This is a genomic window from Actinoplanes oblitus (genome assembly GCF_030252345.1).
Classification (GTDB): domain Bacteria; phylum Actinomycetota; class Actinomycetes; order Mycobacteriales; family Micromonosporaceae; genus Actinoplanes; species Actinoplanes oblitus.
Genome location: NZ_CP126980.1, coordinates 4770599 through 4795174 on the forward strand (window position 1 = coordinate 4770599; position 24576 = coordinate 4795174).

Sequence of the window (24576 nt, forward strand, 5' to 3'; positions counted from 1 at the left end):
GCCGGAGGTCCCGGACGGTGTTCCCGTCCGGGACCTCCAGTGCGGGCGCGATCGTTCGTCGGCCCCAGGGTGCGGTCTGTGCATCGGACAAGCCGGCGCTGTCTCCGGGTGTCGTCCCGGTGTCAAGCCTGCCTCCGGCGGCGGTTCCGCGATAGGGCCGATGGTCTCACTTTCTTTCCGGTACGCCGGACGTCGCGCGCCCGTGCCGGTGGCGATCCCGCCCCGATCACTGGCGGGCGATCAGGATCGGGCAGTCGGCGTGGTGCAGCAGCTGCTGGCCGACCGAGCCCAGCAGGGTTCCGGCCACCGTGCCGAGTCCCCGGCTGCCGACCACCACCAGCTGTGCGTGGTGTGAGGCGCCGACCAGCAGCCCGGCTGCCGTACCGGTGGCGACCTGCACCTGTACCGGTACGTCGGGGAACCGGTCGATCCATCCGGCGAGGATCTCGTCCACCGCGGTGACATGCGACTTCGCGATTTGCTCCGGGTCGGGCGGCGCGATGGGGGCGAGGCCCGGGCCGACCGGCGGCAACGGTGTGGCGTAGGCGTGCACCGCCAGCACCGGTCCGTGCCGACGGCGGGCGGCCTCGAACGCCGCGCTGATGGCCAGATCGCTGCCCGGGGAACCGTCCACGCCGACCACGACCGGGCCGTCGATGGCCAGCGCCCGGCCGCGGACCACCACCGTGGGGCAGCGGGCGTGGGTCGACACCCGGGAACCGACCGAGCCGAGCATCAGGCTGGTGAAGCCGCCGCGGCCGCGGTGGCCGACCACCAGGAGCCCGGCGTCCCGGCCGTGCTCGAGCAGCACGGCGGCGGGGTCGCCGGGTGCGACGACGGTGTGCACGGTGAGGGAGGGCGCGAGTGTGCCGATCGCCGTTCGGGCTTCGGCCACGACGGCTTCGGCCTCTTCGGCCGCCTCGGTGAGATCGCGGCGCGGCGGTCCCGGCGCGGCGGCCCAGGTCGGGTCGTACACGCTGAGCACGGTCAGCGCGGCGTTGCGGCGCTGGGCCTCCACGGCGGCCCAGCGCACGGCGGCCTGTGCCGGCGCGGAGCCGTCGGTGCCGACCAGGACCGGTTCGACGGTGTTCATCGGGGGACCTTCCAGGTGTGCGAAATGCGGTCAGGATCGGGCCGGGGTGGCCGGGGGTGCGCTTCCGCCGTTGGTGGCCGGTGTTGCCGGCGGGGGCCGGTGGCTGGCCTCGGCCTCGTGGGTGAGGAAGTTGCCCAGTTCGCCGATGGTGCTCATCAGCGGCGCGGGGAAGACGACCGTGGTGTTCTTGTCGACGCCGATCTCGACCAGCGATTGCAGGTTGCGCAGCTGCAGGGCGAGGGGATGGGCCATCATGGTGTCGGAGGCGGCACCTAGCGCGGCGGCGGCCAGCGACTCACCCTCCGCGTTGATGATCTTCGCTCGCTTCTCCCGCTCCGCTTCGGCCTGCTTGGCCATCGCCCGCTTCATCGCGTCGGGCAACTGGATGTCCTTGAGCTCGACCAGGGTCACTTCGACGCCCCAGTCGACGGTGGTGACGTCGAGGATCATGCGGATGTCGTCGTTGATCCGGTCGGTTTCGGAGAGGGTCTCGTCCAGGGTGTGCCGCCCGACGACTTTGCGCAGGGTGGTCTGGGCGATCTGGTTGATCGCCGCGCGGACGTTCTCGATGGCGACGACGGATTTGACCGCGTCGACGACTCGGAAGTAGGCGACGGCGGAGACGTCGACGCTGACGTTGTCGCGGGTGATGATGCCCTGCGACTGGATCGGCATGGTGACGATGCGCAGCGAGACGCGGTGCATGATGTCGATGATCGGGATCAGGAAGCGCAGACCCGGGTCCCGGGCGCCGACGACGCGGCCGAGCCGGAAGACCACACCGCGCTCGTACTGCTTGACGATCCGCACCGACAGCACCAGCAGCAGGATCGCCACGGCCGCTGCGATGATCAGGACGATGGCGGGGGTACTCATCGAGAAGCTCCTTCCACACGGGCCGGCGCGGACGGGGAGCCCACTGCGGCGCGTGCCTACCTCCACGGTCGAACGTCCGGTATGTCCCCGCCAGGGCCGAAAGTCTCGGGTGGGCGGGGAACGAGGCCCCGGCTTGTCGGGACCAAGAAGCCGGTGCCCGAGTCGGAACCTGTGGTATCGCGAGCGCCCGGCAGCCGTTGTGCGCGCGGCGGCGAGGAGGGCCGAGGTGACGCTCGTGGGCGGAGCGCCTGCGACGTCCGGGGAGGCGATCCGGCACTGCGTTGTCAGGCCCAACGGCGCTGAACAGCACGGCGGCAGCTGCCCCGACCGAGGCCGCACATCGATGGAAATGATCCCGGAGCGTCTGCTCGCCGGCGACGTCGGACCAGGTGCGGCGGCGACGATGTCGTGGCGAGGTGCCTCAGAGACACCGCAGCGGTGAACGATCCGCGTAGTCGTTGGCGACCGGGTACACCGTCCCGCGCGTTCGGTTACCTCGGCCCGTGGCGGGCGGGACCGGTCTCAGCCATTGTGGAGTTCGATGAAGCCGTTTCTGATCCATCCCGTCGAGGTGCCACCGGGCTACCCGAGCGAGTACGAGCGGGAAGTGCGGCTGGCGGAGGGACGTGTGGCGCTGATCCGCCCGATCGTGCCGGCGGATCGGCTACCGCTGGCGTGTGCCATTCTCTCCGCCGATGCCGATACCCTGTACCGCCGCTTCCTGGGATCGCCGCCACCGCTGACGCCGGCGCTGCTGACCTATCTGTGCACCGTCGACTATCAGAAACGGTTCGCCCTGGTTGCCGGCGATCCGCGGACTGAGGAGGGGATCGCCGTCGCTCGGTATGAGGCGACGGGCGGTGCCAGTGCGGAGATCGCCGTTGCGGTGGACCCGCGATGGCGGCGCATCGGTCTGGCCACTGCCCTGGTCGAGATCCTTGCCGAGGCCGCCCTCGACCGTGGGATCCACACTTTCACCGCCTCCTACCTCGCCGAGAATCGGCCGGTGGCGGCACTGCTCGCCCTGCTGGGCAGCGACCGGATCGAGAAGATTCGCGAAGGCCTGGCGGAGGCCGTTGTCGCACTGGACCCCGCCAGTGTGTCGATGGCCGTGAAACGTCTGGAGGCTGACGGACCCACGACGCCGAGCTGATCGGCTCGGCTCAGCCGAGCCTGCCGATCTCGGGACCGCGGGGTAGCGGCAGCCCGGTCACGCCCTGTTCCCGGACCCGACCCGGTGTGGCCGGCGGACGCCAGCCGGGGTAGCGGTGATCGCGGCGAGCCCGGAGACCATCTCGGCAGCCGATGCGGTACTTGTCCAGAGGCTGCGCTGCCGTTGTGCGCCGGTCCCGCGTAGGTGCAGCTGATCGAGCAGGCCGGCGGCGGTCGCCGCGTCACCGAGATCGACGAGCGCGTCTCCCGCGTGATCGACGAGGTCGGCGACGAGGTCCCGGGCCGGCACCGGACAACCGGTGATCGGGTCGACGCCGGGACCGGTGAGCCCGTGGCGGGCAGCGGCGAGGAGGCCCGCGTTCAGTCGGGCGGACGGGACCGGAGTCAACGGCATCCCCGCCCGGATCTCGCTCACCGCGGTCGCCACCAGCGCGCGGACCAGGATGGCGATGAGCACCGTCGTGTCGGCGTCCGCGCAGACGTCGGCGATGCGTACCTCGACGGTCGGAAAGCGGGGCGACAAGCGGGCCAGGAGGTAGACGCCGCGTTCGTCCATCGCGGCGCCGCGGCGCAGGAACTGCTGGACCACGCGATCGTATTCGGCTGCGTCCTGCCACTCCCCGGGCGGCCGGGCGGTTGGCCACTGGCTCACCAGCGCGTACCGGTGGCTCGCCCAGCCGGTGTCGTGACCGTCGGCGATGGGCGAGTTGGCGCTGATCGCCAGCAGGGTGGCCAGCCACGGCCGCAACCGGCCGAGGACCTGTACGCCGAGGTCACGGGTCGCGACACCGACGTGAACGTGGCAGCCGCATACGCCGAACCGCGCGGTCAGCGCCGGATGTCGCAGGGCCAGCCCGCGGTAACGGGGTACGTCGCTGAGCGCGGACAGTCCCGGCGCGCCGTAGGGCGCCGTTCCGGTGGCGACCAGCGCGCACCCCAGGGCTCGCGCCCCGGCCGTGCCCAGTGCCCGCAGCCGGGAGATCTCCTTCCGCAGCTCATCAGCGCTTGTGCAGACGGAGGTGACGGTCTCGACCTGGTAACGCATCAGTTCCGGCCGTGGACCGGGATGGTCGCGCAGCACCCGCAGCAGGGCGGGGCCGGCTGGTACGGGCCGGCCACGGTGTGGATCTAGCAGGAGGAACTCCTCCTCCACCCCGAAGGTGACGGCGGTTGTCTCCGGTGCTGCCGACCGGCCCGCGAACAGGTGCCGAGCAGGGTGGGACATCAGGTGGCTTCTCTCTGACGGTTCACGAGGACGTTCCGGGTCCGCCGGTCAGTGGACGACGGCCACGGTGCAGGCCGAGTGGCGCAGCAGGTGCTGGCTGACCGAACCCATCAGCAGTCCCCGCACCAGGCCGCGCCCGCGGCTGCCCACCACGAGCAGTTGCGCTGACGCGCTGGCCCGGGTCAGTGCGGCGGCCGGGTGCTCCACGACCGCGTCGGCTGTGATCTCGATCTCCGGGTGCGCCGCGCGCAGCTCGCCGACCAGGTCGTCGAACGGCTTGCGCTCCTCGGCGGTCACCGAGCGGGTGATGACCGGCCCGGTCTCCCACAGTGCGGTCGCCGGCGGAAAGGCGCTGATCACGCGCAGTGGCACGGTGCGGGCGGCGGCCTGTTCGGCGGCGAACCTCAGTACGGCCGCTGAGGTGGCCGAGCCGTCGATGCCGACGAGTACCGGGGTGCTGGACGCGGCGTCGCCGCGGACCACCACGACGGGGCAGTGGGCATGCGCGCTGACCGCGGCGCTGACCGAGCCCAGCAGTTCCGCGACGGCGCTGTGCCCGTGGCAGCCGAGCACGACGAGCGAGGCCCGGTCGGACCGGTCGATCAGGGCCAGCCCGGCGAACGCGCGCACGGTCGCGGCCTCGGCCTGCACGCCGGGGTGGGTCTGCCGGGCAGTCGCGACGAGCTGGTCCAGCATGGCGGAGACGCTCTGTTCGAGATCGGCGGGCGGGCGTACCGCGGGGGCGGGGACCATGCTCGCCGCCGGCATCCAGAGCGGCTCCTCGAAGGCGTACAGGAACTCGACCGGCTCGGCGGTGCGGGAGGCCTGCTCCAGCGCCCACGTCGCGGCGGCCCGGGCGGCGGGCGACCCGTCGTACCCGACGATGATCTTCTGCTGGTTCATGGCTGCGCTGTCCTTCCGGAGCTCGCCGCCGGACCCGGCGGCCCTCGCCTCCACCGTCATCGTGCGAGGCATCGACGGTCAGGGTCCGTAGACCGGATCGGGCGGGCCGGATGGCCCTTGTCGCCAGCCCAGAAAAGATCCTTTAGGGTACGCACCGGCGTGGTGCCGTAGCACCTCGACGCCCGAGGTTGTTTGTCATGGTGTCTCGTATGTGGTCACTGCCGTGACGACACGGTCTCCGGCCCATGGTCGCGAGACCCCGTGCCGGGCGGCTACTTCAGCGGGTACCGGTACCGCTATCCGAGTACGCCACGCCGCAGGATCGTCAGCCTGGTCCGGCCCGATCAGGTCCTCCTCCCACATGATCGGCACGTCGGTGATCCGCGTCGTAGACCGCCGGCTCGGTCGCTGTGCTGCTGTGCTGCTTCATCAGCCCCTCCTTCGAGATCCCGGCCCACCGTCAAACCATGGATTGTCATCGATTTCTCTGGCCAGGGCCGGACGACCCTTGCGTGCGGATGCCCCGACGTCCGCGAGGGCCCGGCCCGGCACCCGGACAGCGCAAGCCTGTCCACCGCGATCGCAATGAAGATTGTCGGGAGAACTTGTGCCGCTGTGGCGAAGAAGGTGCCGGTATCGCCCGTCATGGCCAGTGATTATCGCTGGTGTGTGCGGATCAAAGCCCGAACGATCTCTCCATCCGGGAGCTGTGCGACGCCCTAGTGGGTACGGGCCGCCGTGATGACCCACAGTCCACGACCGGGACCCGCGGGTGCCTCGGGCCGAGGCCGGCGCCCAGCACCGGGTCGGCTCGGGTGCGCGGGACCTTAGCCCCTTGGCGCGGTGGCGCCTTGCGGCCCAGGCTGGGGTGGAAGGCAAGCGCCGCCCAAGACCATACGGCGCCTCTCCAGAGGGGAGATCGGCCATGAAAGCTCGTACCGGTGACCGCATCGTCGTCGCGGGAAATCGGGAAGGCAACGTCCGCCGAGTCGGCGTGATCACCGCCGTCGGGCACGCTGACGGACGTCCGCCGTACCACGTGCGCTGGCTGGAGGACGGCCACACCAGTGTCGTCTTCCCCGGCCCGGAGGCGCACATCGAGCCTGCCACCGGTGTCGAGCCGGCAGCGGGCAGGTGACGGGCGGCGCCTGTGGCACATAGCCGCCGCTCATGCCGGGCACCACCGCCTCGGCGGGAGTCAATCCACGGCGCTGATCGAGGCGGTGGTGCCGTTGTTCCACAGGACTGCCTGGCGCAGTTGCGGGCTTGTGGTGATCTCCACCGGAAGCGGAGAACAGGGAGACAGCCGGCCGGTCCGACATCGCGCACCTCCTGTGCCGCGGCACCCGGCCATCGCCTCCATGCCGAGCTGGGCGGCACGCCGGGGCCAGGGCCGGAGGAGGCCGCGTTTCACTGGCGGACGGCCTGCTGCCGGGTCCGGCATGCCGTGCCGGGGTTCGGCAGCTCCCGCCCCGCCGGTGTCAGGCCGCGTTGCCGTGGGTGGCGGTGTGCGCCTCGTAGAACTCGCGGAACGCGTCGTAGGCGCGGGCGCCGTAGACGGTGGCGGGCCCGCCGTTCATCAGGAACGTGACACCGATCGCCTCGGCGGCCTCCGGCGGGGTCGCGCCGTGCCGGACGGCGGCGTGCGCGTGTGCGGCGATGCAGCCGTCGCATTCCTTGCTGACCGCGATGGCCAGGGCGATCAGTTCCTTGGTCTTGGTGTCGAGCGTGCCGTCGGCGAGCGCCGCGTCGTGCAGCTCCCGGTATCCGGCGTACACGTCGGGAATCGCCCGTCGTAGCGCCTGGGTGGGTTTGACGAGTGCCTCGCGTACCGCTTTGCCATAGCTCATCGTCTGGCTCCTTCACAGAGGTGCGGTCGTCCACCTCCAAGCGTGGGCCGATGACCGGGGCGTAGGCTGCTGCGTTTGGCCCTGTCCCGCGGTGCCGGATGCCCTGCCGTGCCCGGGGCTGGCGCCGTGCCCAGGGGCCGAAGGTCCCGTGCGGTGCGTGCCTAAGCACCTGACCACCTGACCGATTTACGCGCAGTCTGGAATCGAGCCCAGCTCTGGCTGGTACGCGACGGATGGCAGGTGGCCGGTGGAGGACGGCGGCCGACGCGTTCCACCGCCGGACGAGCTGGGTTTTGTGTGCGATTCGGATGACGACCTGGGGGAATGACATGAGCGCGACCCTTCTTGACGCGACCATCACCGGGCTTGACCCCTGGCGGGGATTCACCGGTGACGGCTGGCGCACCGGTATCGCGGTCCGCGACTTCATTCAGGCGAACTACACGCCGTACGAGGGTGACGCGGCGTTCCTGACCGGGGCGACCGACCGTACCCGCGGCATCTGGGCGAAGCTGTCGGCGATGTTCCCGGCCGAGCGCGAGCGCGGCGTCCACGACATCGACGCGGCCACCCCGTCGACGATCACCAGCCACCGGCCCGGCTACATCGACGAGCCGAACGAGCTGATCGTGGGCCTGCAGACCGACGCGCCGCTGCGCCGGGCAATCATCCCGAACGGCGGCTGGCGGATGGTCGAGAACGGTCTCAAGGCGTACGGATTCCGCCCCGACCCCGCGGTGGCGGAGATCTTCACCAAGTACCGCAAGACCCACAACGCCGGTGTGTTCGACGTCTACACCCCGGGCATCCTGGCGGCCCGCAAGTCGCATCTCATCACCGGCCTGCCGGACGCCTACGGCCGTGGCCGGATCATCGGCGACTACCGGCGGGTCGCGCTCTACGGCGTCGACGCGCTGATCGCCGCGAAGCAGGACGACCAGGCGGCCTGCGCCGACGGTCCGATCACCGAGAGCGTCATCCGCCGCCGCGAGGAGCTGGCCGAGCAGATCCGTGCTCTCGGCGAGCTCAAGCAGATGGCGGCCGCCTACGGCTACGACATCTCCGGCCCGGCGAGTACCGGCCGGGAGGCGATCCAGTGGCTGTACTTCGCCTACCTGGCCGCGGTGAAGGAGCAGAACGGCGCCGCGATGTCGCTGGGCCGCACCTCCACCTTCCTCGACATCTATCTGGAACGCGACCTGGCCGAGGGCCGGCTCACCGAGGCCGGGGCCCAGGAACTGGTCGACGACTTCGTGATCAAACTGCGGATCGTGCGTTTCCTGCGCACCCCGGAGTACGACGAGTTGTTCTCCGGCGACCCGACCTGGGTGACCGAGTCGCTCGGCGGGATCGGTGCGGACGGCCGGCCGCTGGTCACCCGGACCAGCTTCCGGTACCTGCAGACCCTGTACAACCTGGGGCCGGCCCCGGAGCCGAACCTGACCGTCTTCTGGTCGCCGCGGCTGCCGGCTGGCTTCAAGAGCTTCTGCGCCCGGGTCTCCATCGACACCAGCGCCATCCAGTACGAGTCGGACGAGCTGATGCGCCCCCGGTTCGGCGACGACACCGCCATCGCCTGCTGCGTGTCGGCCATGGCGGTCGGCAAGCAGATGCAGTTCTTCGGCGCCCGGGTCAACCTCGCCAAGACCCTGCTGTACGCGATCAACGGGGGCCGTGACGAGATCTCCGGCGCCCAGGTCGGCCCGCAGCTGCCGCCGCTCGACGGTGACGTGCTCGACTACCCGACGGTGGCCCGGCGCTTCGACGAGATGATGGAGTGGCTGGCCGCCACCTACGTCAACGCGCTCAACATCATCCACTACATGCACGACAAGTACGCGTACGAGCGCATCGAGATGGCTCTGCACGACACGGACGTCCTGCGGACGATGGCTTGCGGCATCGCCGGTCTGTCGGTCGCCGCCGACTCGCTGTCGGCGATCAAGTACGCCACTGTCCACCCGGTCCGTGACGAGCGCGGCCTGATCGTCGACTACACCGTCGACGGCGAGTTCCCGGCGTACGGCAACAACGACGACCGGGTGGACGGCATCGCGGCCGGCCTCGTCGAGACGTTCATGGCCAAGATCCGCAAGCACCCGACGTACCGCGACGCGGTGCACACCCAATCGGTGCTGACCATCACGTCGAACGTGGTGTACGGCAAGCACACCGGCAACACCCCGGACGGCCGCCGGGCCGGTGCGCCGTTCGCGCCGGGCGCGAACCCGATGAACGGCCGGGACCGGCACGGCATGGTCGCCGCGGCGATGTCGGTCGCGAAGCTGCCCTACGAGCACGCCCAGGACGGCATCTCGCTGACCACCACCGTCACCCCGAACGGTCTGGGCACCAGCCGGGAGGAGCAGATCCGCAACCTGGTCGGAGTGCTGGACGGCTACACCAGCGTGGACGGTTTCCACATGAACGTGAACGTGCTGAACCGGGCCACCCTGGAGGACGCCATGGCGCACCCGGAGAACTACCCCCAGCTGACCATCCGCGTCTCGGGGTACGCCGTCAACTTCGTCCGGCTGACCCGGGAACAGCAGCTGGACGTCATCTCCCGCACCTTCCACGGTGCGCTGTGAACCACGCCGGCATCCAGCGTCCCGGTCTGGGGATCACCCCGGCCGGGGCGCACCACCCGGGCGACCTCGTCGCCTCGGTGCACTCGTGGGACGTGGTCACCGCCGTCGACGGTCCCGGCACCCGGTTCGTCACCTTCTTCGCCGGCTGCCACCTGCGGTGCCTGTACTGCCACAACCCGGACACCTGGGAGGGGCACAACGGCCAGCGTGTGACCCTCGACGACCTGGTCGCCAGGATGCTCGGCTTCAAACGGTTCATCGAGGCGTCCGGTGGCGGCGTCACGGTGTCCGGCGGTGAGCCGTTGCTGCAGGACCACTTCGTCCAGGCGTACCTGCGCCGGTGCAAGCGGGAGGGGATGCACACCGTGCTGGACACCTCCGGGTACCTCGGCGCCCGGGCCACTGACGCCCTGCTCGACGACACCGATCTGGTGCTGCTCGACGTCAAGAGCTCGGATCCGGCCACCTACCGCCGGGTCACCGGCGTCGAGCTGCGGCCCACGATCGAGTTCGGCGACCGGCTCGCGGCCCGGGGCAACCTGATGCGGGTGCGGTTCGTGCTGGTGCCCGGCCTCACCGACGATCCGGCGAACATCGCCGGCGTCGCCGAGCACGCCGCCCGCTGGGGCAGTGCCGAGCGGGGCGGGGTGGTGGAGCAGGTCGACATCCTCGGCTATCACCGGCTGGGTGTGGCGAAGTACGCCGCCCTGGGACTGCGCTATCCGCTGGCGGACACCCCGCCGCCGGACGAGCGGCAACTGGCCGCCGCGGCCGCCCACTTCACCGACCGCGGCCTGCGGGTGACCATCTCCTGACCGCGCCGTTGACCGGTCCGAGCGGGGCGTGAGACGCGCAGCCGGCGCCGCCACCCTCACACGGGGAGGGGAACCGGTCGTTCGTCGCGGTGGTCCTGGAACGCCCAGTCCAGGTCGGCGATGCTCTGCCCCTCGTCGGCGAGGGCCTTGGGCAGCGCCTCGGCGAGCTCGCCGACGATTGCCGCGATGTCCGCGGGGGTGTGGTGCGTGGTGATCGTGATCCGGGCGCCGGAACGCTTGGCGGGCACCGCCGGCAGGGTGGCCACGTCGGTGAAGTAGCCGGCGGCGTGCAGCCGGGCCGCGAGGTTGTATGCCACGGCGGGGCTGCCCGCGGCGACGCAGCGGATGGGCGCCTCGCTGTGGCTCACGACCGGCAGCCCACTGTCGGTGGCGAGCCGGTTGAACAGCCGGATGAGGTGCAGCAGGCGCTCCTGGCGCTCGGCGACCTCGGGCGTCCGGTGCAGGTGCAGGGAGGCCAGGACGGCGCCGAGCATCGGTGGCTGCACCGGGCCGGAGAAGATCAGCGTGCCGCCGAGGGTGAAGACGCGTCGGCGGCTCTCGGCGTCGGGCAGGCTCAGCGCGCCCCCGGCGGCGGCGAAGGACTTGTTCAGCGATCCGGCGACCACGGTGCGCTGCGCCGCGAGGCTGCCGAGTGCGTCGAGCGCCCGGCCACGGCCATGCCGTCCGGTCCACGAGAACGAGTGCGCGTCGTCGACGTACAGCCACAGTTGCTCCTGCTCGGCCATCAGCTCGTCGAGTGCCGCGAACGGGGCGAAGTCGGCGTACATGCTGTAGAGACCGTCCAGGGCGTACCAGACGCGCCGATGCGTACGCCGCAGGTGGTCGACGCGTTCGCGCAGCGCGCCGAGGTCGCTGTGCGCGATGACCTCGACGTGGGTGCCCTGGGCCTGCGCCAGTTTGGCGGCGGTCCGCACGCTGTTGTGCACCTGGTGGTCGAGCAGCAGCGCGTCGTCACCGCCGATGAGGACCGGCATCGCGGCCAGGTGGCCCATCGTGGTGCTCGGGGTGAGGATGGTGGGCCGGCCGAGCAGCTCGGCGAGCGCCGACTCCGCCGCCGGGTAGGCCGGCGAGGAGAGGTAGGCCCGGGACGAGGAGAATTGCGTACCGAAACGGTCCACCGCGTCGATCACGCCGGCTCGCAGCGCCGGGTGGGTCTCCAGCCCCAGGTAGCTGCAGGAGCCGAAGTTGACCATCGGGACGCCGCCCAGGGTGACCGTCCGGCCGTCGAGCCGCTCGTCCTCGGCGCTGTTGTGCAGCAGCCCGCGCTGAACCCCCTCGGAGATCAGCCGGTCGAAGCGGTCCAGTACCTCATCGGCTTTCGCCACGTCAGCTCCTCACTGTCGGATCGACGAACCATCGGAACCGCCGGGGCCGACTTGAGATTCCGTCATGTGACCCGGGGCGCAGCCGCCGTACAGCCGGTGTTCCTCGGCTCGCCGGACCTGCCGGGCGATGTCTCGCGACCGGCGTGGTGCTCGATCATCTCGGGGTTCGCGGCCGTGCGGCGCCACGGCCGACCAGGGCATCAGCGCGATCAAACTGGTGAACTCGGGCACGCGGGATCACTTCCTCGGCGTCTGGGGACACGCCGTACCGGAGGTTCTGCTGGGGGAGTGGCGTGACGTCGTCGCGGACGTCGGGCAGGCCGCGCCGCGGCGGCCTGCCGTGCGGACAGGTACCGCTACGCGGCGATGACGTCGGCGACGACGCAGGCGATGTTGTCCGGTGCGCCGGCAGCGTAGGCGAGGTCGACCAGTCGTTGCGCCGTCGCCGCGGGGTCGTCGGCCTCGGTGAGGGCGGCGTGCAGGTCGGTACGGCCGACGACGGCGGACAGGCCGTCGGAGCACAGCAGGTAGCGGTCACCGGCCAGGGCGGTGCGCAACGCGAGGTCTGCCTCGACGGGCTGGCCGCCGGCGCCCAGCGCCCGGGTGAGCAGGGCGCGCCGCGGGTGGGCGGCGGCCTGATCGGGGGTGAGCCTGCCGTGCTCCACCTGACTCCGCACCCAGGTGTGGTCCTGGGTGAGCTGCGAGAGTTCACCGCCGCGCAGCAGGTAGGCGCGGGTGTCGCCGATGTGCACCAGGGCCAGTTGCGAGCCGCGTCGCAGGATCGCGGTCAGGGTGGTGGCGGGCTGGTCGCCGCCCGGGCCGGCGGCGCGGACCGCGCGATCGACGTCGTCGACGGCCGAGGCCAGCATGGCGAGCAGATCGGCGGCCGGCTGGTCGGCCAGTTCGAGCGCCTTGAGGGCGTCGACGGCGGCGGCGCTGGCGGTGGCGCCGGCTCCTCGGGTGCCGTCGGCGACGGCCAGCAGCCGGTCGCCGGCGTAGGCGACGTCCTCGTTGCTGTCCCGGGCGTGGCCGGTCTCGCAGCGCGCGGCGTAGCGTACGGTCAGGGTGGGTTTGCCGTCCGACATGGTGACGCCCTTCCGGGTCAGGTGCTCGACGAGGCGGGCGACGTGGTGGGCCCGGGCCGCGGTGTCGGCGGTCACCCGCTGCCAGTAAGCGGTGACCGCGCGGGCCGCCGCGGCGGGATCCAGGCCGCACACGGTGCGGATGTCGGCCAGCGGCATGCCGATGCGGCGCAGCTGGGCGATCAGCCGGGCGTGCGCCAGCTGTTCCGGGGTGTAGAACCGGTACCCGGACTCGGGGTCGACCGCGGCGGGCGGTAACAGCCCGACCTCGTCGTACAGCCGCAGCGCCTTGGGGGTCAGCCGCGCCGCTCGGGCGAACGCGCCGATCGTCAGCAGCTCCACGGTGTCATCCTCCTCGTGCCGGCCAGGCGACCGGCACGCACCACGCTGCGGCTTGCCCCAGGGGCAAGGTCAAGCGAGCTGGCTCCGGCGGCTCGCCGTAGCGCTGCCCGTCACCCCTCCCGCGACAGCCCGGACCGGTCGCGGAGCACGCCGTCGATGATGCCCGCCAGCCCCCGGCTCACGTGGTCACCGGCGATGAGCTCGCTCCATTCCTCGGACAGCGCCGCCAGGTGCGGGTACTCCTCGGCGGGCAGCGTGGTCAGCAGCCGGTTGCGCCGCGACGGCTGGACGGGCTCGGGGGTGCCGGCATTGATGATCAACTCGCCCGCCACGAAGCTCCACAGCAGTTGGTAGAGCTCGACCGCCTGATGCCGGTCCAGGCCGCACCGGATGGCCGCCTCCAGCACGTGCTCGACCGCCGGCAGGGTCACCACGCCGACCAGCTCCTGCGACCCGAGGATCTCGGGCAGCCACGGGCAGCCGTCGAGCATGTGGTGCAGGTGCAGTGCCGCGGCCAGCAGGTAGGCGCGCGGCTCGGCCGGGAAGTCGGGCAGTGGCGTGCTCTCGGTCTTGGTCGCCAGCAGCATCAGCAACAGCGCGTCCCGGTCGCGAACGTAGTGGTAGAGCGCCATCGGCGTGGTCTCCAGCTCACGTGACAGGCGGCGCATGGACAGGTGCTGCACGCCCTCGGCGTCCACGATGGCCTGTGCCTTCGCCACGATCATCTCCTGCGTGATGCGGGCCGGCCGGCCCAGTTTGGTGCCGCGTGCGGGGTTGTCAGGTGGCACGGCGATTCCTTCGTGTCCCGGGGTGGCGATAGACTTATCGTACGCGTATAACTTATGTGTAAGAAAACAACGAGGGAGTGCGCATGGCTCAGTCGGAGCCGAGAAGGGGCGGGGCTCTCGCCGCGGTCGCCCTGGCCCAGTTCATGGTCACGCTCGACATGACCATCGTGAATGTGGCCCTGCCGTCGCTCGGCGGCGACCTGGGATTCGAGCAGACCCAGCTGCCCTGGGTCGTCAACGTCTACGCCCTGCTGTTCGGCGGTCTGCTGATGCTCGGCGGCCGGGCCGCCGACCTGTTCGGACAACGTCGGATCCTGCTGTCCGGCACGGTGCTGTTCGCCCTCGCGTCGCTGGCCGGCGGCCTGGCGCAGGCGCCCTGGCAGTTGATCGCGGCCCGGGGGGTGCAGGGCGTCGGCGCCGCCCTGATGGCCCCGGCCGCGCTCGCCCTGCTCACGCTGACCCAGCGCGAGGGCCGGGAACGCACCCGCGCCCTCGGCGTCTACGCGGCCGTCTCGGCTGTCGGCGGTGCCGCCGGCGTGCTCAGCGGCGGTCTGCTCACACAGTTCGCCGGGTGGCGGTGGGTGATGCTGGTCAACGTCCCGATGGCGGCCTGCGTCGTGCTGCTCGCCCTGACCGGCATTCCGGGCGGGCTGCTCAGCTCCGGTCCGCGCCGGACACTCGACGTGCCCGGCGCCGTGCTGGTCACCGGGGGCGTCGGCGCGCTCGTGCTCGGCCTGCTGCGCACCGACCACTACGGCTGGGGCTCGGCCACCACCCTGATCACCCTGGGCGTCGCCGTGGTGCTGCTCGCGCTCTTCGTGCTCTGGGAGGCCCGCGGCATCAAGAGCGATCCGCTCATCCGGCTGGGCCTGCTGGCCAAGCGCAACGTCGCCGGCGCCAACCTGTTCATCCTGCTGCTCTGTGCCGGCCAGTTCGCGGCGTTCTACTTCATCTCGCTCTACCTGCAGGACGTTCTACGCCTCGACGCGGCGCGCGCCGGCGCGGCCTTCCTGCCGCTCACCCTCACCGTCGTCGTGGCGATCAACATCTCGACCCGGCTGGTTCCCCGGCTCGGGCCCAAACCGCTGCTGGTGACCGGCGGCCTGCTCGCCGCGGCCGGGTTCGCGTGGTTCGGCGCCCTCGACGCCGACGGCAGCTTCCTCGCCGACCTGCTGGGTCCCTCCCTGCTCACCGGGCTGGGCATGGGCCTGTCGTTCGTGCCGCTCACCGGGGCCGCGGTCGGCGGCCTCCCGCGCCACGAGGCCGGCATGGCGTCGGCCGTGCTCAACAGCTCCCGCCAGATCGGCGGGGCTCTCGGCCTGGCCGCCCTGGTCACCGCGCAGGCCTCGCGCACGGATGCCCGGCTCGCCGCCGGTGATCCGCCCCTGGACGCACTGACCAGCGGTTTCGGGATCGGTCTAGGGCTGTCGGGTGCCCTGCTGCTGGCCGCCGCGCTGGTGGCCCTGATCGTTCTCCCCGGTAAGCGGGCCGCCGGTGTCCCGGCCGGTAGCCCCGCGGCCCAGCGCGGCGCGTCGTCGTCTCCCCCCGGGACGGCGGCCGCGCCCGCTGGGCCGCCCACCATCCGCGACGCCTCCCCCCTGAGCGAGTCGAGGTGACGATGCCGATGACCCAGCCGATCGGTCTCTGGCCACTGCTGCGACCGCAGCGCTACCAACTGCTCGGCGCCCTGCTCCTGCAGATCGTCAGCGCCGTCGGCGGCGTCGTGCCCTACCTGGCCGTCGTCGAGCTCGGCCGGGTGCTGCTGGCCCCGCACGCCCCCGACCGGCACCGGGTCTGGCTCATCGTGGCGGCCGGCGCGGCCGGCCTGCTGGTGCGGCTGGTCGCGGGGGCGCTGGCCTCAGCCGTCGCGCACGCCGCCGACAGCAGCCTGCAGCTGTCGTTGCGCCGGCTGCTGGCGCGTCACCTGACCGACGTGCCGATGAGCTGGTTCTCCCGGCAGAGTGCGGGTGGCCTCAACCAGGTCGTCCAGAACGACGTCAACGATCTGCACACGCTGGTCGCCCACACCCCGGGCGAGCTGACCTCGGCCGTGGTGGTCCCGGGCCTCGCGCTGGTCTACCTGGGCGCCGTCGACTGGCGGATGACGCTCGTGGCGCTCGTGCCGGTCCTGGTCGGTCTCGTCCTGCGTTTTGCGCTCGCCACCGAGCGGCGCAAGCGCGACGAGCGGGAGGTGGACGCCGCCATGGGGCGCATCGCGGTCGCGGCGGTCGAGTTCGTCGAGGGCATCGCGGTGGTCAAGACGTTCGGTGGGGCCGGCCGCGCCCACCGGCGCTTCGTCGAGGCCGCGGACGACTTCGCCGAGCGCTTCCTGCGGTGGGTGGGCAGCGCGGCCTGGCTCGCGTCCCTGGCGACCCTGGTGCTGTCGCCGATGGTGGTGCTGCTCGTCGTGCTGGCCGGCGGTGCCACGATGATCGGTGCGGGCGCCCTGGCGCCGGCCGATCTTCTGCCGTTCCTGCTGCTGTCGCTGGCGTTGACCGCACCGGTCGCCGCGCTGGCCCACGGCCTCGACAACGTCAACGCGGCCCGCCGGGCGGCCGGCCGGATCGGGGCGGTGCTGGCCGAGCCGCCCGCGCCGCGCCCGGCGGCGCCGCGGGTGCCCGACGGCCATCTCATCGAGCTGCGCGACGTCGGGTTCACCTACGACGGGGAGCACCCCGTGCTACGCCACCTCGACCTGGTGATTCCGCCCGGCAGCAAGGTGGCGCTGGTCGGTCCGTCCGGGGCCGGCAAGTCCACGATCGCGCAGCTGCTGCTCGGCTTCCTCACCCCGACCACCGGGTCGGTCCGGCTCGGCGGCGTGGACCTGCGCGACATCGAGCCGTCGGTGCTCTACCGGCGGGTCGCGTTCGTGCCGCAGGACGTACGCCTGTTGCGCACCAGCGTGGCCGACAACATCGCGCTGGCCTCGTCGTCGGCCGGGCGCGACGAGGTGGTGGCGGCGGCCCGCGCGGCGGGTGTCGACGCGCACCTGAGCAGCCTGCCGCGCGGCTACGACTCGGTGGTCGGCGAGGACGCCGGCCTGTCCGGCGGCGAGGCGCAGCGGGTCTCGGTGGCCCGGGCCCTGCTGCTCGACGCGCCGGTGCTGGTCCTGGACGAGGCGACCGCGTTCGCCGACCCGGTGACCGAGGCGCGGACCCGCGCGGCGATCGACCGCGCGGGGGAGGGCCGCACCCGGGTGGTGATCGCTCACCGGCTGGCGACGATCCGCGACGCCGACCTGGTCCTCGTCCTGTCCGATGGCCGGATCGCCGAGCGCGGCACCTTCGACGAGCTGGTCGCCGCCGACGGGCTGCTGGCCGCCATGTGGCGCGCCCAGCGGGAGGATGCCACCGGGGCGGCCGCCGCGCCGACGAGAGGAAGCCTGCTGTGATCACCCTGCTGTCGCGCATCCTCGGGCCCGAGTACGCCCGCCCCCTGCACCGGGCGATCGTCCTGATGGCGGTCGCGTCCGTCGCCGAGGGCCTGGCCTACGCGTTGCTGATCCCGCTGCTGCGGGCCTTGCTGGCCGGCGACACGCCGGGCGCCTGGCCGTGGCTGGGCGCGTTCGCCGGCGCGTCGGTGGTCGCCGTGCTGCTGCGTTTCCGCAGCGACGTCGCCGGTTTCGCCACCGGGGCCGCCCTGTCCCGGGGGCTGCACCACCGCCTCGGCGACCACCTGGCCCGTCTGCCGCTCGGCTGGTTCACCCGTCGCCGGCTCGGCGAGGTCGGCATGCTGGCCAGCCGCGGGGTGCTGTCCACGATGGCGGTGCCGGCCCACCGGCTGCAGCCGATGATCAGCGCCGTGCTGACCCCGGCGACCGTGGCGCTCGTGCTCTTCCTGGTCGACTGGCGCCTGGCCCTGGCCGCGTTGCTGGCCGCGCCGTTGATCCTGCTGGCCCAGGTCTGGACCAACCGGACCACCGCGAGCCTGGATCGCGAGCGGTCGATCAGCGCCGACGAGGCCGCGAGCCGGGTCGTGGAGTACGTCCGGGCTCAGCCGGTGCTGCGGATGGGCGGCACCACCGGCCGTGGCTTCGGGTTGCTCGACTCGGCGCTGGTCGAGCAGCAGCGCACCGGGCGCCGGGCGGCGATCAGGGCGATCCCCGGGGTGCTCGCGCTGTCGCTGACGGTGCAGGCCGGGTTGACCGCGTTGCTGGTGCTCGGCGCCGATCTGGCCCTCGGCGGGCGGATCGCGACGGTCGACATGCTGGTCGCGCTGATCCTGGCGACGCGATGCGTCGATCCGCTGCTGTCGCTGTCCGACCTCGCCGGCCAGATGCGCAATTCCCGGGAGGAGCTGGAACGGATCGACGCGGTGCTGTCCACTCCTACGCTGCCCGAGCCCGCCGAGCCGGTGGCGGTACCCGCCGGTGATCTCGAACTCGACGACGTCACGTTCCGGCGCGACGGCCGCGAGGTGCTGCACGGCGTCTCGGCCGTTGTCCAGAAGGGGTCACGCGTGGCGTTCGTCGGCCCGTCCGGTGCGGGTAAGAGCACCATTCTGCAGCTCATCGCCCGATTCCATGATCCATATTCGGGGAGCGTCAAACTCGGCGGAATCGATCTTAAGATGCTGGCGTCGGAGCAGCTTGCCCAGAACGTTTCCATGGTGTTTCAGGATGTCTATCTCTTCGACGGAACCATTTCCGACAACGTACGTATGGGCCGACCCGACGCCACCAGCGAAGAGCTTTCCGCCGCGGCCCGCTCGGCGCATTTGACGGAGGTGATCGACCGTCTTCCGCAGGGCTGGGAGACCAGGGTCGGCGAGGGCGGTGCGGCGCTGTCCGGCGGTGAGCGGCAGCGTGTCTCGATAGCGCGCGCGCTGCTGAAGGACGCGCCCGTGCTGCTGCTCGACGAGCCGACCGCGGCGCTCGATCCGGCGAGTGAAGTCGCAGTTCAAAGTGCGTTGGACGGCCTCATGGTGGGCCGCACGGTGGTCATGGTGGCGCACCGGTTGCGTACCGTGCGACATGTCGACCGCATCTACTTCGTTGAGGAGGGGAATATTGTCGAGTCAGGAACCCATCATGAGTTGCTGGCCCGGGGAGGTCGGTATGCGAAATTTTGGAGCATGGCGCATATGACGCGTCCTTAATAGGTGTCAAGCCATTCATAAATCTCCACTCCTAGGTTAGTCTGGGCCGAGTTAGAGTCACCGCTCCGTGTGAGCGCGACATCTAAAGGAGGTCCCGGGTGCCGATGGATTCCACGCTTTCCGAAAACAGTGATACCACGGATCCTGACTCTTGTTCAGGAGGTGTTGCCGACGAATTACGAGCCTTCGCCTCAACACTATTGGGCCGGTCGCTGACGCCCGGCGCCGACGACACGTCACTGTTTGAACTCGGACTGCAGTCACTGCAGCTGATGCGGTTCGTCGGGCGGCTGCGGCGTGCCGGCCGGACGGTCGGTTTCGCCGAGCTGGCCGCCGATCCGACCATCACCGCATGGGCCCGGCTGCTCGGCGACGGTCCCACCGCGGAGCCGCGGCAGGACCGGCCGGCCCGGGCGCCGGAGCACGACGGGCCCACCGGCGACGCACCTTTCCCGCTGACCCCGGTGCAACAGGCGTACTGGGTGGGCCGTGGCGACGACCAGCTGCTCGGCGGCGTCGGGTGCCACGCCTACCTGGAGTTCGAGACGACCGGCGTCGATGTCGCGCGGCTGGGCGAGGCCTTCCGCGCCCTGCTCGCGCGGCACCCCATGCTGCGCGCGGTGTTCGCCGAGGACGGCACCCAGACGATCGCCGCCGAGTCGAGCTGGTCCGGCCCCGAGGTGCACGATCTGCGCGCGAGCACGTCGCCGGAGGCGGAGTCGGCGTTGCGCCGGCTCCGGGAGGGCTTGTCGCACCGCCGGTTCCAGGTGTCCCGCGGCGAGGTCGTCGACCTGCAGGTCAGCCGCCTGCCCGGCGGGGACCGGCTGCACCTCGACGTCGACCTGCTCGTCTGCGACGTCCACAGCATCCGGGTACTGCTGGCCGACCTGGCCGCGCTCTATGACGGGCGGCGGCTGCCCGAGCTGGGCCTCACCTTCGCCGATTACCTGCGCCGGCGGGCGGCCGCCGAGGGGCCGGCCCGGGCCGTGGCCCGCGACTACTGGCAGGCCCGGCTGGCGGACCTGCCGGGCGGGCCGCGCCTTCCCCTCGCGGTCGAGCCCGGCCGGCTGGACACCACCCGATTCACCCGGCGGATCCAGCGGCTGAGCCCGCGGGAGTGGGCGGCGCTCGGCCAGCGCGCCGCGGCCTGCGGAGTCACCTCGGCCACCCTGCTGCTGACGGCCTATGCCGAGATCCTCTCGCGCTGGAGCGGCGACCGGCGGTTCCTGGTCAACATTCCGCTCTTCGACCGGGACCGGGAGGTCCACCCGGACGTCGCGCATCTGATCGCCGATTTCACCAGCCTCACCCTGCTCGACGTCGACCTCGACGCGGCCGGGGACTTCGCCGGACGGGCCCGAGCGATCCAGCGTCGCCTGCACGCCGACCTCGACCACAGCGCCTACAACGGCGTCGAGGTCCTGCGCGACCTGTTGCGGGCCGACCCGGACTCGCCGCGGACCGCGCCCGTCGTGTTCGCCTGCAACGTGGACGCGCCGCTGGTGCCGGCCGCGTTCGCCGACCGGTTCGGCGACCACACCTTCATGCTGTCGCAGACCCCGCAGGTATGGCTGGACAACCAGGTCTACCTCGACCGCGACGGCGGCCTGACCATCGCCTGGGACGCCGTGGAGGACCTCTTCCCGGACAGGCTGCTGGACCAGATGCAGATCGCGTACGCCGGCCTGCTGCGGTCACTGATCACCGCCGAGTGGGCCGGGGAGCCGGCCATCGGGCTGCCCGAGACGACCCGGCGGCGCCGGGCCGAGGTCAACGGCTCCACCCGGGCACACAGCGGACTTCGCCTGCACGACGGGTTCTTCGTTCAGGCCGCGCGGGACCCCGGCCGACCGGCGCTGCTCTGGGGCGACCACGGCCGGCTGAGCTACGGCGAGCTTGCCGACCGGGCGTGCCGGATCGGCGCCGCGCTGCGCGCCAGGGGCGTCGGCCGCGGCGACACTGTGCTGGTGAACGCGCCCAAGGGGCCGGATCAGATCACCGCCGTCCTGGGAGTGCTCGCCGCCGGCGCGGTGTATGTGCCGGTCGGCGTCGACCAGCCGGCGTTGCGCCGTGACCGGATCGCCGCCGTGTGCGGCGCCGCGGTGGTGCTCACCGCCGGCCCGGCCGCCCTGGACGACTCCGAGCTGACGATCGCCGAGGCACTGCGTGAGAGACCCGCCGCGCCGGTGGCCGGCGAGCCAGGCGACACGGCGTACGTCATCTTCACCTCCGGCTCGACCGGCGAGCCCAAGGGTGTGCAGATCAGCCACCGCGCGGCCGTCAACACTGTGGAGGACGTCAACGAGCGCTTCGCCCTCCGGGGCGACGACCGCGTGCTGGCCGTGTCCGCGCTCGACTTCGACCTGTCCGTCTGGGACATCTTCGGTCTGCTCTCGGTCGGTGGGGCGGTGGCGCTGGTGGCGGAGGACGAGCGCCGGGACGCCGCCGGCTGGCTGCGGCTCTGCGCCCGTCACCGGGTGACGGTCTGGAACTCGGTGCCCGCCCTGATGGACATGCTGCTGACCGCCGCCGAACCGGATCCGCTGCCCCCGACGCTGCGGCTGGCCCTGCTCTCCGGCGACTGGATCGGGCTGGACCTGCCCGAGCGGCTGGCCAAGCAGACCGGCGGCCGGTGCCGGCTGGTCGCGCTCGGCGGCGCCACCGAAGCGGCGATCTGGTCGAACGCCTGCGTGGTGGAGTCGGTGCCGGCGCACTGGCGCTCCATTCCGTACGGCACCCCGCTGCGCAACCAGAGCTACCGCGTGGTCGACCCGGTCGGCCGGGACTGCCCCGACTGGGTACCCGGCGAACTGTGGATCGGCGGGGACGGCGTGGCCGACGGCTACCGGGGCGACCCGGACCTGACCGCCCGGCGCTTCGTCCAGCGGAACGGGCGGCGCTGGTACCGCACCGGCGACCTGGGCCGCTACTGGCCCGACGGCACCCTGGAGTTCCTCGGGCGCGTCGACCAGCAGATCAAGGTCAACGGCTTCCGGGTCGAACTCGGTGAGGTCGAGGCCGTGCTGGTGGCCCACCCGAGCATCGCGAGGGCCGTCGTGGTCGCCGACGGCGAGCGCAACCACCGGCTGTCCGCTCTGGTGGTCGAGGAGACGCCGACGACCGACCCGGCGCCGCCGCCGGGACCGGCCGCGGAGCCCTCCGCCGGCGGCACGGACGCGGCCGCGGCCACGCTCACCGCGCTGCTGGCCGGCCTCGGCGCGGGCGGCGACCCGACGCCGATCGCCGGCCTGCCCGTGTCCGCGCGGCACAGCGAGGCGCTGCACGCGTGGCTGGACCTGCTGTCCGAGCGGGGCCGCGCCCGGGTCGAGGCCGGCATGATCCACGAGCTGCGCCGGCCGGCCGAGACGCCCGGCGGCGCCGATGCCGAGACGACATCGATCGACCGGGCCCGTCCCCTGCTTGCCGCGGTACTGGCCGGCACGGCCGACCCGGCGGCGCTGCTGGACGATCCGGCGCTGTCGCCCGAGGGCGTGCACCTGCCCGGCGTCGCCGACTGCCTGCGGGCGGCCGGCCGGGTGGTCGGCGCGGCGGTGACCGCGCCCGGTGCCACCGGTCTGGTCGTGGAGTACGCCGCGCACGGCGGCCGGACAGCTGACCTGCTGATGGCCGGCCACCCCGGCGGCGGGAGCCCGACCTACGTGACGGTCAGCCGCTTCCCCGAGGTGCCGGCGGCCGCTCGGACCCGGCTCGCCGGCGCGGCCACGGTTCGTGGCGAGGACGGTACGACGGTGCCGGACGACCTGCTGCACCGCGCCGACATCGGGCTGATCAACGACGCGTTCGCGCTCACCTCGCCGGCCGAGGCCCTGGCCGGCCTGCGGCCCATGCTGCGCCCCGGTGCCCGGGTGCTCGTCGTGGCCGGTGCCGCCGACAGCACGTCCGCGCTGGTGCTCGGTCCGCTGCTGCGCGGCCCGGGTTCGCGCCGGACCGATGCGCCGGTTGCCTCGTGGCTCGCCGGGTTCGCCACGGCCGGCTTCACGGTCCGCGAGATCGTCTCCGCCGGTCAGGGCGCCGCTCTGCTCACCGCCTGCCTCGACGAGACGGCCCCGGTCGTGGCCGCCGATCGGATCCTGGACTGGGCCGCGGCGCGGCTGCCCGGGCACATGGTGCCGGCACGGCTGGTGGTGACCCCGGCCCTGCCGCTGAACGCCAACGGCAAGGTGGACCGGGGCGCCGCGTTACGGCTGGCCTCGGCCGCCGCGGTGACGGCGGCCGCACCCGCGGCACCGCAGGGGCACCTCGAGGAGGCCGTGGCCGAGCTGTGGCGGCGCTCGCTCGGGCTGACCGCGGTGGGCCGCCACGACAACTTCTTCCGGTCCGGCGGCGACAGCGTGCTGGCCACCCGGATGCTGGCCGACATCCGGGCGACGTTCGGCACGGCGCTGCCGATGGCCGACGTCCTGCGGGCACCGACGGTGGCCGGTATGTGCCGCCTGATCACCGAGCGATCCGGCGCCGGTGCCACCGAGGACATCGAGTCCGGTGTGCTTTAGCCGCCGGGTCACCTTGTGCCAGTACATGGGGGATTCATGACAACGACCGCAGAAACCGATTCCCGGGCAGCGGAGGGACCGCTGCGCCGATTCGCCGTACGCCGGCACGCCCAGGCCCGGCTCGTCTGCCTTCCGCACGCGGGCGGATCGGCCGGCCAGTTCCGCCGGTGGGCGGTGGACGCTCCGTGGGACGTGGAGATCCTGGTGGCCCAGTACCCGGGCCGGGAGGACCGGTACGGCGAGCCGGCCCACGAGGCGATGCCGGCCCTGGTCGCCGAGCTGCTCCCGGCGGTCATGGCCGATCGCGGCTCGTCCGCCCGACGGCCGACCGTCCTGTTCGGGCACAGCATGGGCGCCTCGGTGGCGTACGAACTGGCGTGCCGGCTCACGGCGCTGGGCGACCCGCCGGCCGGGCTGATCGTCTCCGGTCAGCCCGGGCCCGCCCGCCTGCGCCGCACCCGCCTGCACACGGCCGGCGACGACGAACTGATCGCGGACCTGACCCGGCTCCGGGGCACCGGCGAGGCCGTGCTGCGCGACCGGGCGATGCTCGGTGCGCTGCTCCCGGCGATCCGCAGCGACTACCGGGTGATCGAGACGTATCGGCCGCCGGTTCACCGTCCCCTCGGCATCCCGGTCACGGCGTTGCGCGCCGGCGACGACCCGGAGGCCGACGCCGAGGAGGTTCGGGCCTGGCGCGAGGTCACCACCGGCCGCTTCCAGACGTGTGTGCTGCCGGGCGACCACTTCGCGCTGCTGGACCCCGGTGGCCCGGCGCTGGCCCGGACCATGTCCGCCGTGCGCGCGGCGGTGGGCGCCACCGTGTCCTCGACCTTCGCGCCCTGATCCCACCGCACCGCACCGACCCTCCCTCCGCCCTG

General features: G+C 72.3%; 17 protein-coding genes. 9 read left to right on the forward strand and 8 right to left on the reverse strand.

Annotated elements, in window-relative coordinates:
* Nucleotides 1-226 precede the first annotated feature (226 nt).
* Together Actob_RS21415 and Actob_RS21420 are read right to left on the reverse strand one after the other, a co-directional pair.
* Nucleotides 227-1093 (reverse strand): universal stress protein, encoded by an 867-nt coding sequence (locus Actob_RS21415; RefSeq protein WP_284922098.1) that lies wholly within the window; start codon nucleotides 1091-1093, stop codon nucleotides 227-229.
* A gap of 30 nt (nucleotides 1094-1123) precedes the next feature.
* Nucleotides 1124-1969, reverse strand: coding sequence for a slipin family protein (locus tag Actob_RS21420; RefSeq protein ID WP_284922099.1), 846 nt, complete (start codon nucleotides 1967-1969; stop codon nucleotides 1124-1126).
* A gap of 541 nt (nucleotides 1970-2510) precedes the next feature.
* Here Actob_RS21420 and Actob_RS21425 point away from each other — a divergent pair.
* Nucleotides 2511-3122, forward strand: a complete 612-nt coding sequence (locus tag Actob_RS21425; RefSeq protein WP_284922100.1) for a GNAT family N-acetyltransferase — start codon at nucleotides 2511-2513, stop codon at nucleotides 3120-3122.
* Between the two features lie 57 nt (nucleotides 3123-3179).
* On the opposite strand, the gene Actob_RS21430 is transcribed toward Actob_RS21425, so the two are convergent.
* Together Actob_RS21430 and Actob_RS21435 are read right to left on the reverse strand one after the other, a co-directional pair.
* Entirely contained in the window at nucleotides 3180-4367 is a 1188-nt protein-coding gene (locus Actob_RS21430) for a carboxylate-amine ligase (RefSeq protein WP_284922101.1), read from the reverse strand.
* Between the two features lie 48 nt (nucleotides 4368-4415).
* Nucleotides 4416-5342, reverse strand: coding sequence for a universal stress protein (locus Actob_RS21435; RefSeq protein WP_284922102.1), 927 nt, complete (start codon nucleotides 5340-5342; stop codon nucleotides 4416-4418).
* Nucleotides 5343-6195: 853 nt separating this feature from the next.
* On the opposite strand from Actob_RS21435, the gene Actob_RS21440 reads away from it, so the two are divergent.
* Nucleotides 6196-6408, forward strand: a complete 213-nt coding sequence (locus Actob_RS21440) for a DUF1918 domain-containing protein (RefSeq protein WP_284922103.1) — start codon at nucleotides 6196-6198, stop codon at nucleotides 6406-6408.
* 343 nt (nucleotides 6409-6751) lie between these two features.
* Here the strand turns inward: Actob_RS21440 and Actob_RS21445 are convergent, their stop codons facing one another.
* Nucleotides 6752-7120 (reverse strand): carboxymuconolactone decarboxylase family protein, encoded by a 369-nt coding sequence (locus Actob_RS21445; RefSeq protein ID WP_284922104.1) that lies wholly within the window; start codon nucleotides 7118-7120, stop codon nucleotides 6752-6754.
* Nucleotides 7121-7449: 329 nt separating this feature from the next.
* Here Actob_RS21445 and pflB point away from each other — a divergent pair, with 329 nt between their 5' ends.
* Both pflB and pflA read left to right on the forward strand, forming a co-directional pair.
* Nucleotides 7450-9711 carry a formate C-acetyltransferase gene (gene pflB / locus Actob_RS21450; RefSeq protein ID WP_284922105.1) on the forward strand — a complete coding sequence of 754 codons (2262 nt, stop codon included), beginning with the start codon at nucleotides 7450-7452 and terminating at the stop codon, nucleotides 9709-9711.
* A complete protein-coding gene (gene pflA / locus Actob_RS21455) occupies nucleotides 9708-10526 on the forward strand; it encodes a pyruvate formate-lyase-activating protein (RefSeq protein WP_284922106.1) in 819 nt (272 codons plus the stop codon). Before pflB ends, pflA begins: the two co-directional genes overlap by 4 nt.
* A 56-nt stretch (nucleotides 10527-10582) precedes the next feature.
* Here the strand turns inward: pflA and Actob_RS21460 are convergent, their stop codons facing one another.
* From Actob_RS21460 to Actob_RS21470, 3 genes are all read right to left on the reverse strand, one after another.
* On the reverse strand, nucleotides 10583-11872 hold the full coding sequence (locus Actob_RS21460; protein WP_284922107.1) for an aminotransferase class I/II-fold pyridoxal phosphate-dependent enzyme: 1290 nt from the start codon (nucleotides 11870-11872) through the stop codon (nucleotides 10583-10585).
* A gap of 356 nt (nucleotides 11873-12228) precedes the next feature.
* Nucleotides 12229-13296 (reverse strand): MerR family transcriptional regulator, encoded by a 1068-nt coding sequence (locus tag Actob_RS21465; protein ID WP_284922108.1) that lies wholly within the window; start codon nucleotides 13294-13296, stop codon nucleotides 12229-12231.
* A gap of 110 nt (nucleotides 13297-13406) precedes the next feature.
* On the reverse strand, nucleotides 13407-14084 hold the full coding sequence (locus tag Actob_RS21470) for a TetR/AcrR family transcriptional regulator (RefSeq protein WP_284922109.1): 678 nt from the start codon (nucleotides 14082-14084) through the stop codon (nucleotides 13407-13409).
* An 83-nt stretch (nucleotides 14085-14167) separates the two neighbouring features.
* Here Actob_RS21470 and Actob_RS21475 point away from each other — a divergent pair, with 83 nt between their 5' ends.
* The 5 genes from Actob_RS21475 to Actob_RS21495 all read left to right on the forward strand — a co-directional run bounded on the left by Actob_RS21475 (nucleotide 14168) and on the right by Actob_RS21495 (nucleotide 24541).
* Complete coding sequence (locus tag Actob_RS21475) at nucleotides 14168-15700, forward strand: DHA2 family efflux MFS transporter permease subunit (protein ID WP_284922110.1); 1533 nt, start codon at nucleotides 14168-14170, stop codon at nucleotides 15698-15700.
* A gap of 8 nt (nucleotides 15701-15708) precedes the next feature.
* Nucleotides 15709-17475, forward strand: coding sequence for an ABC transporter ATP-binding protein (locus Actob_RS21480; RefSeq protein ID WP_284922111.1), 1767 nt, complete (start codon nucleotides 15709-15711; stop codon nucleotides 17473-17475).
* Nucleotides 17472-19181 (forward strand): ABC transporter ATP-binding protein, encoded by a 1710-nt coding sequence (locus tag Actob_RS21485; protein WP_284922112.1) that lies wholly within the window; start codon nucleotides 17472-17474, stop codon nucleotides 19179-19181. Before Actob_RS21480 ends, Actob_RS21485 begins: the two co-directional genes overlap by 4 nt.
* A 104-nt stretch (nucleotides 19182-19285) precedes the next feature.
* Entirely contained in the window at nucleotides 19286-23695 is a 4410-nt protein-coding gene (locus Actob_RS21490; protein WP_284922360.1) for an amino acid adenylation domain-containing protein, read from the forward strand.
* A gap of 36 nt (nucleotides 23696-23731) precedes the next feature.
* A complete protein-coding gene (locus tag Actob_RS21495; RefSeq protein ID WP_284922113.1) occupies nucleotides 23732-24541 on the forward strand; it encodes a thioesterase II family protein in 810 nt (269 codons plus the stop codon).
* The last annotated feature ends 35 nt before the right edge of the window (nucleotides 24542-24576 follow it).